The sequence below is a fragment of the Niallia sp. 01092 genome (assembly GCF_052318935.1).
Lineage (GTDB): Bacteria > Bacillota > Bacilli > Bacillales > Cytobacillaceae > Niallia.
In genome coordinates, this window is the sequence record NZ_JBQRKO010000013.1 from 62,899 (window position 1) to 76,467 (window position 13,569).

Below are 13,569 nucleotides of genomic sequence, written 5' to 3' on the forward strand. Positions count from 1 at the left end.
ATGAGGACAATGATGAGAAAATGGATAGGTTTCATTCTTTTACTAGCGGGAATTAGTTTTGTCGCAGTTAGTGGTAATCAAATTTGGAACCAACAAAAAGCACAAAAACAATCAGCAGAAAAAGCAAAGCTTGTTACTGCACAGATTAAACCGATAGAGAAGGAATTTAAACCGAAGAAAAGTGAGGTATTTGGCAAGCTTGTCATTCCAAAGATTGATGCTGATCTTCCTATTATTGAAGGTACAGATGCAGAGGAATTGGAAAAAGGAGTGGGACATTATATTACTACCGCCTTTCCTGGAGAAAGGGACCAGATTCTATTATCCGGCCATCGTGATACGGTGTTTCGCCGTTTTGATGAGTTAAAGCTTGGTGATCGTTTAGTGGTTGAAATGCCATACGGGAAATATGAGTATGAAATCAAAAAAACGAAAATCGTACATGCGGATGATACGACGATTATCCGATCAACCGCACCAGATGAAGTGTTAACACTATCCACTTGCTATCCATTTCGATATATCGGAGATGCCCCCGATCGTTTTATTTTTTATGCCTATCCTGTAAAGCAAGTATCGGTAAGATAAAACTAGGATGGAATGAGATGACTTTTTTTGTTTAACTAAAAAGGCATGTATAGTGCAAATAAGGTAAATAGTAAGTTTTAATTCTATAAAGATTAAACATGAGCAAACCTTATAGAGAGAAATTGAATGTGCTTTGATTCCAATTGAAGTAAAGGAGGTAAATCACTCATAGGAAAAATATAGGAATGTCTATAGTAAAGATTGGCTCAACTAACTATTAGGTAGAAGAATATCTTCTGATGGTTAGTTGAGCCTTATCTCAGTCGAAACTCATTCAGTCCATAAGGTAATGACAAAGGCACCTTTCACTTTATTTTATTACTTTAAACTACTATATAATTCTTTTAATGACTCTTTCGTCATTGTTACTGGATTGTTTAACATATTAGGTGCAAAGCTGTTTTCAACAAGTTTATCTAAATCTTCTTCTGTTTTGACACCTGCATCTTCTAACGTCATTTTTAATCCCATTGCTTTTTTCATTTCGTCAATACGGTCCGCTAATGCTTCCGCGTTTTTAAATCCAAGACGTTGACTAAAAGCATTTAAACGTTCTGATTCATTTTCTAATTGGCTGTTCAATTTCCAAAAGGAAGGAAGTGTCATCGCACATGCTTCACCATGTGGAACGCCAAAATCTTGGGTTAGTGGGTAAGAACAAGCGTGTGCAGCTGCTGTTTGAGTTAGGTTAAAAGCCATGCCTGCTGTAACGGATGCTTCACTCATTTTCGCTCTTGCTTCTATGTTGTCTGGTTCATGATAGGCAGTCAGCAAGTGCTGGAATACAAGAGATGCCGCTCGTTCAGCTGCCATATCAGTAAAGGGCTGATGCTTCTTTCCATAATAGGCTTCAAGCGAATGGGCAAGCACATCAATGCCGCTTACAGCCGTAACAGATGGTGGACAAGTTATCGTTAATTCTGGGTCAATTAAAGCATACACAGGGTAGAAAAAATCACTGGCAATTGGAGCTTTTATATCGTTTTCTGTGTCCGTTAATACAGACACTGTTGTGACTTCACTAGCTGTTCCAGATGTTGTTGGAACGGCAATCATTGGAATTCCAGACGCTGTAATAGGACGCTTTTTGGAAAAGAAATCAGCCGTTCCATAAGGAGTGCTGGCGACGAAACAAGCAACTTTAGCGCAATCCAAAATGCTGCCGCCACCAAGTGCCACCGCAAATTCACATTCATATTCACGAATCATTTTTGCGCAAGCGTCTGTATTGTTTACTGTTGGATTTGGCTGGATATCAGAAAAAATGGTGACAATGCGTCCTTCTGATTGTTTCATGACTTCTTGTGCAATCCCGCTGCGGACCATGGAGGGTGCACTAATTAAAATTCCTTTTTTCATATTCATTTTTTCTAAAATTTTTGGCAATATTTTAAGTTTTCCTGCCCCAAAATCAATAGGTACAGGCTGTTTATAAAAAAAATTCTCCATTAGTTAAAATTCCCCTTTTTTATTGTGGCTGAATTTGTATCTACGCCGACAAAGGGATATGCTTTATACCCTTATCGGCTGGAAAATACTCTGTAAGAAGGATTCCTTCAAGTAATTATCTTTAAGGTTTAATTAAGATATTTCTTATTTCGTGATTAGTGTTTTGTCAGAAAATAAGAACTCATTTTCGAAAATATTTACTACTTTTTCAAAGATATCCATTGCTTCGTTTAATTCTTGCTCTGTAATAACTAATGGTGGCGCAATAATGACACTAGATTCATGTGAATACGTATAAAAGCCATTTTCGCTCAATAAGCTGACAAACTTGTTCATTAGTCCAACTTTATCTTTTCCATAGTCCATACCATAAGCTATGACAGGCTCTTTTGTTTCTTTATTTTTTACAAGCTCTACTGCAGCAAATAATCCAATATGACGGACTTCACCTATAGAGTTATATTGATAGAGTTTTTCTAAGCGTTCTGCCAACACTTTTCCAACTGTTTCTGCGTTTTCAAACATTTTTTCTTCCTTATAAACATCTAATGTTGCATTGCCAATTTGTGTGGAAACGGTATGTCCACTGTAAGTTAAACCAGTCATCAGTACGTTGTTATCGAAGTAGTTTGCTATTGCTTCGCTAACAATGATCCCGCCAAGAGGTGCATATCCACTAGTAACTCCTTTTGCAAAAGTCATCATGTCCGGTTGGAAATCAAAATGATCTACAGCAAATGTTTTTCCTGTACGTCCAAACCCAGTCATCACTTCATCACAAATCATCAGGATTCCGAATTCATCACATAATTTACGTACACCTTCTAGATATCCTTTAGGTGGGATGAGCACGCCGTTGCTTCCGGGAATAGGTTCCATAAAGATTGCAGCAATCGTTTCGGGTCCCTCATATAACAGTTGGTTCTTTAAACGGTCTAAATAAAATTTAGTAGCAGCTTCTTCAGTATCAAAATCAATCACTTCCCGATATAAATAAGGAGTATCAAATTTAATAAAGCCAGGCAGTCCTGGTTCTACTGTAAAGCGGCGACCTTCACCAGTTAGATTTCCAGCTCCAAAAGTGGCGCCATGATAGGAACGGTAGCGGGAGAAAATTTTATAGCGTCCTGTTGCCATACGTGCAATTTTCACTGCATGATCATTGGATTCTGCCCCTCCGCAAGTGAAGAACACTTTTGCCATGTTATCTGGAGCAATTTCGATAATTTTGCGGGCTAATTCTGCTTTCGAAGCTGTGGCAAAGCCTGGTGCTGCCATCGGTATCTCGCCAATATGCTGGAATTCTTCCAGAACCTTTGGGTGTTGATGCCCTATATTTAAATAAACGAGCTGTGAACACATATCAAAATATCTCTTATCTGTGTCATCCCAGAAATAAACCCCCTTAGCCTTTGAGATTGTCTTTGGATTAATATTTTTTTGTTTTGCCCAAGATTGCAAAACATATTGTTTCGTATCTTTTTTGACTTGTGATACCTCGATTGTTTTCATCTGAAATACACTCCATTCTCTAATAAAAATTAATTATATTCATCATAAACTAATTAATTATCAGAAAATAGTGACAATTTTAACGAAAAACATTGTGCATTTGCACAATTGCTTTACCTAACACTACTAAATGACGTCCTCAATCATAAATGCTAATGAGATGTTTGTTTTAGTAAATGAACTATTTAAATTAATATCTAAAATAGATTCGATTTTTTTAATTTTATAGAGGACAGTGTTCCGATGAATAAACACTCTTCGTCCAATGTTGGCTGAATGTCCATCTTCTTCAAGAAAAATACGGAGGAAATGAACAAAATCCGTTCCATTCAATTTGTCGTAGCGATAGAGATGCCCTAATATACCTTGATGGAATGCCTCCAAAATTTGTCGATCATGTACACCCATAAGTATTTTATAAGCACCAATCTCTTTATACCTGCAAAGAAATGGATTATCGTGGCGTTGGGTGAGATGAATAACTGTTACTGCTTCGTGATAGCTTTTGGAAATATCTGCTATACTTTTATAAAAATTGCCCTTACCAATATGTAATTTTGCTTTGTCCCTCTTTTTTTTACTTTTGGTATAGATACTTTCAACTGTTTTTGAAAATGGAATTTCTGGCGTTTGTATCTCAGAGTGTTCAACCATGTAGATGAGTTGATTTTCGTAAACGACAGAAAGAAGCTGTTTATATCTTTTATTAAAAGTATGTTCTATTTGATCGATAAATGTTGTGATAGACACATCTGAATGGCTGACCGCACAAACAATAATGCTGAATGTTGCATCCGATTTGTAGCCTAAGTGAGAAAGTTCATTGGAAATATTCTCGTAAGGGGGATCTGGATTGAATAGGAGATTTGTTAGTATTTTCTCCGTTCTAGTTTGAGCATTTTGTGCTGTTGCCAAAAATTGAACCGTAATTTTTAAAAAGTCAGCTACTCGATAATCCCATGGCATTTGAAAGACTGGGAAATGATGAGCATCAGCGAAAGTCAAAATTTGTTTTGGGATACTTGGGATATATGGACCTGTATTCAAAACAATGCCAGCAGCTTTGCGATGGAATGCAATCTCAACCATATCCACTAACTTTTCTGGATTGTTTTCCATATTAATGCCCGTCGTAATAATTAATTCATTTGGTCTGTAAAATTCAGCTAGATCACTGCTCTCTGTTACATTAACACCAGTAATAGGGCGATCTAGACCCTTTTCACCAGCTACTATGCTGATCACATTAAATTCGGATGATGCTGTAAATTGTTTTAGAGTCACCATTGAGTAAATCTCCTTTCGATGCTTGAAGTTACATGAAGTTATCTCATCGCATGTGTTTAAAAAAGGATGAGATGCCTTTTAGTTATTTTCATATGTTCATAAACTTAAAATCTCCTATACAAAAGATCATTGTTCTTTTTTTATAATAGAATAAGCGTTATTTAATTCTTAAGATTTACAGTTGGGAAATTCATCAGTTTATAGACACGTAAAGCGAGTTCAATACAGATTCTTTTTTCGGATAGCAGGTAGTTATCGCCGAGTATTTCATTTAATTTATCCAGTCTATGGTAGAGTGTTTGGCGATGTATAAACAAACTACTAGCTGTTTCTTTTTTTGATCCCATACACTTTAAGTATTCATCAAGAGTTTCTAACAAATTTGTATTATTTTGCTTATCATAATCTAAAACATCGCCTAAATGGAATTCTATAAATGACGTAAGTAGATGACGGTCAGGAATCCCTTTTAATATTCTATATACACCAATATTTTCATAAAAAGGATTGATAGTGGCCGAAGGTATTGCGAGTGAAACATCTATTACATCATAAGCCTCTTTAAAACTGATGCTTACATTTTCAATTTTGTCTTTTATTTGGCCGAACCCAATATGAACAGATAGTTTTTCGGAATAAAATTCAGAAAGAGTATGACTAAATTGTTCCATGACATTTGTCAGTCCTTTTTTTAGTTGTTTTAGGACGAGAGAGTCACCAAACGATTCTCGAATACACAAGATTAATATTTGGTTGTTTTTTATGGTAAGTAAACTATATAATCCATTCTTTTTTAATAAAGACCTCAGTAGTACTAATATATCTTGGTTCCTTGACTCCACTTCCTCTCCCGTATTCTCTAAATTTGACTCTAAATAAAATACACCAGCCATGTAAAGGTATTTTCCATTTGGCAAGGTACGTAATCCAATCTTGGCCCATGTTTGTTTCTCGTTTGTCACTTTATTATGAAGAATATCATTTATAAGTTGATTATGATGTTCCATTGTTTTTTCTTCTAAAAACAATTTTCTTAGTAGGATGTGAGCAATTGATTTTGCTACATAATCAAGCATCAAATAAAGAATTTCTGTTTCGTTCCTATGATGAAGGATGATACCCACATAAGCTAATGTTTGTCCTAAACAAATAACAGGAAGAGAAATAAGAGAATAATCTTCATCTATTGTTATCACTTGCTTCTCTTGTGTAAATTCTCTTGGTTGATCACCTATATTCTTAAAAATATTATTTATGGTTTCTTGCATCATTGATGAAAGGGAAGGATGACTGTAGTTTCGATCAATTAAAGAATAATAAACGACTTGAGATGATGAATGATTATGCATTAGTCGCAATATGGGCTGAATATCTGTAGATTGTAAAGAAGTATGTTGGAGTACCCTAGAAAAGGCCTCCAGATTTTTTAATATTTGGTGTTGTTTGTTTATCAATAAGGAATGGATGTCTTGTGTAATATCCACAAAACGAACAGGCTTTTTGAAAACAATTAATGGAAAGTCATTTTGATCTGCAATTTCCACAATATCCTTGGGTATATCTTTCAGGTGCTCTCCTAATTCAACACAGATTCCAGCTGCCTGCTGTTTAATTAATTCTTTCATATATTGTGTTCGATCTGCCTTGTTTTGAAGTAAAGCAAGACCTGTTGTTAAGATAAGGTCATTATTATTTGTAAATGAGGAAGGTGGAGTTATTTCTAATATATGTACCCACGCTACTTTTCGAGAAATTCCTTTTTTGCCAGCTATTAATTGAGCGTGTTTAAATAAAGAACGGTTTAATATTTCATTTACTTTTAATGAATTTTCCATTGTCACCTGTATATACCTCCTTAAATGTTGCGTCTTATAACTTAAATGCGTGTTTCATAGAACGATACTTCTTGTTCAAATTATTTATTTAATTTATCGTAAACTCGACTTTTGTGTAAGAGTTTATAAATGTATTTTGCTGCTATTATGATAATTATAATAGGTTTTTATCGTTCTTAATAGTTTGATGTTACATATTGTAACATCGTTTCTGCTAAACTCCGACAGGATGTATGATGAAAATTAAATGGTTTAAGTTTAGTATTCTTAATATAAATTAAATTCTAACTTTTTAGATAATTTAAAAATTCTGTTAAACAAGGGGGATATAAGATGAATAATAATTTAGTCGACGAAACGAATGTTTTGGAAGTAAGGGATCCATCTTTATACAATGAAGACCTTGCACCCGTTCCAAAGGAGAAAAGAAATTGGAATTGGCTGAATTACACGACAGTATGGATGGGAATGGTTCATAATATTGTAGCTTATGAGACAGCAGGAAGTTTGCTTGGCCTAGGAATGAATGTTTGGCAAGCACTAGGAACGGTGATTTTTGCCAATATTATTTTGATTATTGCGATGTGGTTGAATAGTTCATCGGGAGCAAAATATGGTCTGCCCTTCCCTGTTTTAGTTCGTGCCTCTTTTGGATATAATGGCGCACAATTCCCTATTATTATTCGAGGGTTTGTTGCAATTTTTTGGTTTGCCGTACAAGCGTATGCAGGAAGCAAGGCAGTTGGAGCTGTCTTAGGTGTGTTGATACCCGGATGGAACAGCTTATCGGATATTCATGTTATTGGAATGGGTTTAAATGATGCTATCGCAGTAGCATTATTTTGGATATTGCATGCAGTTATCATCTCTCATGGGATGGAACGTGTGAAATTCTTTGAACTATGGGCAGGTCCCCTTGTTATTGTTCTGGGACTAGGACTTGTCATTTGGGCAATTGTTGTTTCAAAGGGGGTTGGGCCTTTATTTTCTGAACCTTCCACATTATCAGGAGGAGAATTTTGGAATGTATTTTGGATTTCCGTTACAGGACTTGTTGGAACCTGGGCTACCTTAATCTTGAATGTTCCAGATTTTACTCGTTTTTCTCGTAGTCAAAAGGATCAGGTTATCGGCCAAGGTATAGGGCTGCCAGGAACAGCTATTATTTTTTCGATTATGAGTATTATTACTACCTCAGGAACGATTATTGCTTTTGGCAGACCGATTTGGAATCCAGTTGAACTTCTGCAAACATTTGATAATCCAATTGTCCTTATTTTAGGAGCATTTACGTTGCTGATTGCGACATTATCGGTAAATGTTGCAGCAAACGTTGTATCTTCAGCATATGATTTAGTCAATTTGTTTCCTAAGAAACTAACCTTTGTTAAAGCAGGAATTATCTCTATCGTATTAGCTGTGTTATTTATGCCATGGCTTTGGTTCAACAATGCAGGAACCATTTTTAACGTACTTGGCGCAATTGGAGGGGCGCTTGGTCCGGTAGCAGGAATCATGATTGCAGATTATTATATTGTGAAACGCAAGAAGTATGATTTGGCAAGCTTTTATAAAAAGACTGGAGATTATGCTTATAAAAAAGGCTATAATCCAAAAGCGTTCATCGCATTAGTGATTGGATTAATCGCTTCCTTTATAGGGTTGATGGTTCCAGCGCTTAAAGATCTCTACACCTATTCCTGGTTTTTAGGAATTGGCTTTGGCTTTATTTCTTATATTGTTTTAATGCAGCCATCGATCAAGGAAAAAAGAGTAGACATTGAAAATACTTCATCTTCTACCAATTAAGGCTTTGATGTAGTATCAAGCGATCTTTTTCGTAATATTTAATCCGTAATATTAATAGACTAAAAAGGTTGATGTTAAAGGGTTTCACAACTCTTTAACATCAACCTTTTTTAGTATGATTTTTGTTAAATGATGAAGTAGTTGGAGTTTAATGTTTTTTTAAATTGCTCCTCTTCAAACGTATACAGGGTATAGTCAACAATCTATTATTTTTTTGATTTTTTGTTTATGATAAAATGTTGTTAATGATAGGTCGCATGTTAGAAGAAACAATTAATTAAGCTAATAATAAAATTGGAAGCCTTGAAGCAGTCCGTTGATAGATATATCCAATAACTTAGGATAATAAAGTCACATACAAAGAATATTTAAAGAAGTGAAAGAAGTGACACCATGAAAAAAGAAGAACTTGAAGCCAAAATTAAATCTATAGAGGAAAAAATTGAAAGCTATCAAAATTTTTTAATAAATTTAAATGAGGAGTTGAAGGAGTTAATTAAACAGGAAGAGGAAAGGAAAAGATATATTTCTTCAAAAGAAATTATAGATTTAATTTATGAACATACTGGTAAAAATACAAACATGTCAACCATAAAAAGATGGGCTGATGAGGGGTATATAGGTAATATTATCAATGAAAAAGACAAGTTTTGGGCTTTAAAATCAAAGCAAGGAAAAAAGAGATTTTTATATCCAAAAGAGGATGTATACAACTTTTTATATCAAAAAGGATATCTTTGGCCAAAATACGAGGTATTAGATCGGGTATTAATAAGTGAGAATAATCATGAATTACTAACAGGAATAATCGTTAACTCTTATTTGAAAAAAGATGAATTCCATTATACGATTCAGGTGGAAGGCAATATGAAAATTATTAAGGAGATAAAAGAGACCTTGCTAAAGAAGTTAACATAGGAGAGTAGGTATAGAATGAAAGCCAAAATCAAGATGAAAAATACAACAAAAAATCAAGAAATAGGACGTAAGATTAGAGATTCAAATCATAAAGATGGTAACCTTATTGAAATCTCTTTCAATAGCGATTTATCTGAAATTTTTTTTGAAGGAGAAGAAATATCAATTACCCAAAAAGAGTGGTTCAGCAATGATATGTTAGTTGAAGGACAATTAAAAGAAAAAGAAAATGGATATATTATTCTGCCGAAAGATAAAGGCAAAACGATTAACCTTTATCTTGATTCTGAACTTGTGAAGGAATTGAACGAAATTAGGCGGCACGTTATAAGCAAAACGCAGCATGATATTGTGCTTGAGGTATTTAAAAAAGGACTCGACCATTATAAAAAAGAGTGAATTTTGTGAAAGTCTTGATAAACAATTTCAAGAAATAGATATATGAAATTGTGGTTTTGGCTATTCAGCTTGTAATCATATAATTGTCTAAACTTGAGTTGTTTATAATTTTAATTTGAAATTATCCTCTACGAATTCCCCTTTTTAATTATTTAGCTTCTGTCTACTATTCTAGAAATAGAGCGTATTTGATGAGTAGCTTTCTTTTCCTATGTTGTATCAACAGTAAGGGAATATACGTGCTCGTCTCATAGAAAAGAGCCTGAAAAGTTTCACAGGCTCTCTAAATCAATATATATTGCTAGATTAATTAACAATATTATTATTATCCACTATAGTTGGTCGTTTGGGGATCATCTTATGTGTCTATACATTTTCATATTTGGGTGAGAGTAAATTTATTTAATGGTTAAATAGATAACATCGTTAAAACAGTTTCCAGCAATACGTTTACTCCTTTTTCACAGTCTTCCCAGGAGGTGCTCTCTTCTTCACAATGACTCTTTCCATTTATACTTGGTACAAAAAGCATAGCTGTTGGAATAAAACTAGCTATGAATTGGGCATCATGACCAGCACCGCTAGCCATTCTTTTAGAAGAATAACCTAATAATTTTGTAGATTGTTCCATTAAATCACAAATTTCTTTGTCAAACCAAACAGTGTCACGATTCCAAAGTTTTTTTGTTGTTATTTTGCAGCCCTCACTTAATGTTGAATGTGGCAACTCTTGTATGATTTCCTCAACCATTCTTATAATCTCTGGATTTTTGTGCCTTGCTTCTAGAGAAAATACAACTTTATTAGGAATTACGGTGTGTATATTAGGGAGAACGTTGACTCTTCCTATTGTGTATACTAATTCATGGTCTATAGCACTCAATTTATCACGAATCTCCGTTATTAAATTATTTGTCGCAAATAGGGCATCTTTTCTCATATCCATGGGAGTAGTCCCTGCATGATCAGACTCTCCTGTAACTTCTATCTCATAACAAACCATTCCTAGTACGCATTCAACAATACCAATAGAAAGAGATTCCCTTTCGAGAATTGGTCCTTGTTCTATATGTAATTCTAAAAAGGCGGCAGCTTCTTTTAAACGATTACCTGCTTCACCAACGTAACCTATGGAAGATAAGGCTTCCTTAAACGTAATCCCATCTGTATCCACTTTATTTAACATAACTGACTGTTCGAATTTCCCTGAAATAACACCCGATGCCATCATTGATGGCTCAAATCTAGCTCCTTCTTCGTTTGTAAAATTAACAATGGTTATTGGGATCCTAGGTTTAATCTTATTCTCTACCAATGTTCTAACAACTTCTAAACCAGCTACAACTCCAAACACTCCATCAAATCGCCCGCCTTTTTTGACGGTATCTAAATGTGATCCCATTACGATAGGAGGTTTATTTTCAATACCCTCAAGTGTGGAATAAATACATCCAAGATCATCAATCTTAACAGTCATACCTAAATCTTTACAACAAGAACAAAAGTAGTCTCTAACTAAACGATCCTCCTCGGATAATGAAAGTCTTGTTACTCCATTGTTTTCTGTCCTTCCAAAGTTTGCGAAACGTTCAAGTTCAATCTTTAATCGTTCTCCATTAATAGATAATTTTTGTTTTTGCATAGTATCACTCCTGTTTAAAAGTCTAAAGTTTAATTAGAGTTTTTTTTTCAATAAAATCCAGATCTCTAATTATTTAATTTTTAGAGAAGGAATTTTCTAAAAATTCATAATATGATAATAGTCATTTAATAATCTTATGTCAATTGTATTTGTTCGTTTAATCATATATTTTTATATGCAATAAATAGATGAAAACATAATAATTTAATTTATCGGAAACGATTTTTAGTGCATAAACAAAAATTGAATGCCAAGAAACATGCAATTGCATTGGATATAAATCTGTAGAATGCCTTATTAGTTAAGACTAAATTCCACCTTAAGTATACTTATTTTTAAAAAGGTATTACCTAAATCTTAAATTTAGGATGAAAGAATCGAGTGAAAAGGATGTCTAATTTTCATAGAGAATTCATTTTTGGGAAATATAAAAATTGTTTGCGGAATAATTATATATTATTTATGCAATTAATCATGTTGACAATGAATTAATAATACAATATTATAATATTTATATTTTTCGAAAAATTTAGCTTATTATATATTTTAGTAATTTTATAATTTCATATTTAGAATTTTAAGGAGGTGAGAGTGAAAATTTATTGGGGAAATTTCAGAGATTAAAAAAGTTTTATAATTTTTGGGCAGCTTAAGCGGACAGGAATTGTGGATAAAAAAGAAAATAACATGTTATATAAAATTAAATTTGTAAGGAGGGTCTCATTATGCATATGAATAGAATTAAAAACAGAACGATTTCACTAGATGATTTGACAAAAAACTTTTCTGAAATGGAGCCTGATTTAACGGAGAAAGAAACGTTGGAGGAAGCGAATCGGTGCCTTTATTGTTATGATGCACCTTGCATTAAAGCATGTCCAACAGGCATTGATATCCCTTCTTTTATTAAAAAGATTGCTTCAGGGAATTTAAAAGGCTCTGCACGAGTAATTATGGAGGCAAATCCTGTTGGTGCTACGTGTTCGAGAGTATGTCCTACAGAAGAGTTATGTGAAGGAGCTTGTGTACTAAATGATGCATCTCTTCCAATTATGATTGGAAATCTCCAACGCCATGCAACAAATTGGGCTATTAAAAATAACGAACTACTGTTTAAACCAGGTAAATTAAACGGAAAAACCGTAGCTGTTATAGGCGGAGGTCCTGCGGGATTATCAGCAGCTCGAGAGCTTGCGCGTTTAGGATATAAAGTTACCATTTTTGAAGCGAAAGAAAAAGCAGGAGGATTAGATACATATGGCATAGTTTCCTTTCGATTGCCACAAGAAATTTCCCTTTGGGAAGTAGAACAAGTGGAAAAGCTTGGCGTTGAAATCCAAACAAATGTAAAAGTTGGTCAAGATATACAGGTTGATGAAATTGTAAATCGTTACGATGCTGTCGTTTTAGCAATTGGCATGTCAAAAGTTCCAATGCTTGGACTTGAAGGAGAGGAATTAGAAGGGGTATATGATGCTATTCAATTTGTAGAAAGCACGAAAGTCCCACCACTTAGCGAGCAATTTATCAGCAAAAAAATTGCAGTAATTGGAGCTGGCAATACAGCTATTGATGCAGCGACATGTTCGGTGCGATTAGGTGCAGAAAAAGTACAGATGGTCTATAGACGTACAGAGGAAGAAATGACAGCATACGATTTTGAATTTGAATTTGCCAAGCAGGATGGTATTGAATTTAGATGGTTGACACAGCCAATAAAAATTATTGGAGATGAAAGCGGCACGGTGAAACAGCTAGAATGCATCAAAATGGTGCTTGGAGAACCAGATAGTTCTGGTCGCCGTCGTCCTGTGCCTGTAGAAGGATCCGAATTTGTAATGGAAGTTGACGCGGTGATTAAAGCTGTCGGACAAAATCGTTATATAGAGTTAATTGAATCATTGGGCCTTAAGCATAACAGAGGGATTGTGAAAATCGATACAGAAACCTTTCAAACTTCTAATCCTAAGGTATACGCTGCTGGAGATGTTATCTTTGGAGATGGACAAGGGGAAGCAATGGTTGTCACAGCCGCACAACAAGGTAAAAAGGCTGCTCATGCTATTCATATGAATTTCTTTGGTTCCGTTATCGCAACAGTTTAAATAAATATTGTTTCATAAATAAAGG

10 protein-coding genes are annotated in these 13,569 nt (G+C 34.4%); 5 read left to right on the forward strand and 5 right to left on the reverse strand.

What is annotated here, in order from left to right:
* The first annotated feature begins 12 nt into the window (after positions 1 to 12).
* Entirely contained in the window at positions 13 to 588 is a 576-nt protein-coding gene (locus tag ACTXGU_RS13610; protein ID WP_443482069.1) for a class D sortase, read from the forward strand.
* A gap of 318 nt (positions 589 to 906) precedes the next feature.
* Here the strand turns inward: ACTXGU_RS13610 and ACTXGU_RS13615 are convergent, their stop codons facing one another.
* The 4 genes from ACTXGU_RS13615 to ACTXGU_RS13630 form a co-directional block, all read right to left on the reverse strand.
* On the reverse strand, positions 907 to 2,037 hold the full coding sequence (locus ACTXGU_RS13615) for an iron-containing alcohol dehydrogenase family protein (RefSeq protein ID WP_443482070.1): 1,131 nt from the start codon (positions 2,035 to 2,037) through the stop codon (positions 907 to 909).
* A gap of 144 nt (positions 2,038 to 2,181) precedes the next feature.
* Positions 2,182 to 3,549, reverse strand: a complete 1,368-nt coding sequence (locus ACTXGU_RS13620) for an aminotransferase class III-fold pyridoxal phosphate-dependent enzyme (protein ID WP_443482071.1) — start codon at positions 3,547 to 3,549, stop codon at positions 2,182 to 2,184.
* Positions 3,550 to 3,675: 126 nt separating this feature from the next.
* On the reverse strand, positions 3,676 to 4,836 hold the full coding sequence (locus ACTXGU_RS13625) for a PucR family transcriptional regulator (protein ID WP_443482072.1): 1,161 nt from the start codon (positions 4,834 to 4,836) through the stop codon (positions 3,676 to 3,678).
* A 161-nt stretch (positions 4,837 to 4,997) separates the two neighbouring features.
* Positions 4,998 to 6,671 carry a PucR family transcriptional regulator gene (locus ACTXGU_RS13630; RefSeq protein ID WP_443482140.1) on the reverse strand — a complete coding sequence of 558 codons (1,674 nt, stop codon included), beginning with the start codon at positions 6,669 to 6,671 and terminating at the stop codon, positions 4,998 to 5,000.
* 333 nt (positions 6,672 to 7,004) lie between these two features.
* On the opposite strand from ACTXGU_RS13630, the gene ACTXGU_RS13635 reads away from it, so the two are divergent.
* The 3 genes from ACTXGU_RS13635 (at position 7,005) to ACTXGU_RS13645 (ending at position 9,797) form a co-directional block, all read left to right on the forward strand.
* Entirely contained in the window at positions 7,005 to 8,480 is a 1,476-nt protein-coding gene (locus tag ACTXGU_RS13635; RefSeq protein WP_443482073.1) for an NCS1 family nucleobase:cation symporter-1, read from the forward strand.
* Between the two features lie 393 nt (positions 8,481 to 8,873).
* Positions 8,874 to 9,398 carry a hypothetical protein gene (locus tag ACTXGU_RS13640; RefSeq protein WP_443482074.1) on the forward strand — a complete coding sequence of 175 codons (525 nt, stop codon included), beginning with the start codon at positions 8,874 to 8,876 and terminating at the stop codon, positions 9,396 to 9,398.
* A gap of 15 nt (positions 9,399 to 9,413) precedes the next feature.
* Positions 9,414 to 9,797 carry a hypothetical protein gene (locus ACTXGU_RS13645; protein ID WP_443482075.1) on the forward strand — a complete coding sequence of 128 codons (384 nt, stop codon included), beginning with the start codon at positions 9,414 to 9,416 and terminating at the stop codon, positions 9,795 to 9,797.
* Positions 9,798 to 10,206: 409 nt separating this feature from the next.
* Here the strand turns inward: ACTXGU_RS13645 and ACTXGU_RS13650 are convergent, their stop codons facing one another.
* Positions 10,207 to 11,439, reverse strand: coding sequence for a Zn-dependent hydrolase (locus ACTXGU_RS13650; RefSeq protein ID WP_443482076.1), 1,233 nt, complete (start codon positions 11,437 to 11,439; stop codon positions 10,207 to 10,209).
* Between the two features lie 731 nt (positions 11,440 to 12,170).
* Here ACTXGU_RS13650 and ACTXGU_RS13655 point away from each other — a divergent pair.
* Positions 12,171 to 13,544 carry an NAD(P)-dependent oxidoreductase gene (locus ACTXGU_RS13655; RefSeq protein ID WP_443482141.1) on the forward strand — a complete coding sequence of 458 codons (1,374 nt, stop codon included), beginning with the start codon at positions 12,171 to 12,173 and terminating at the stop codon, positions 13,542 to 13,544.
* The last annotated feature ends 25 nt before the right edge of the window (positions 13,545 to 13,569 follow it).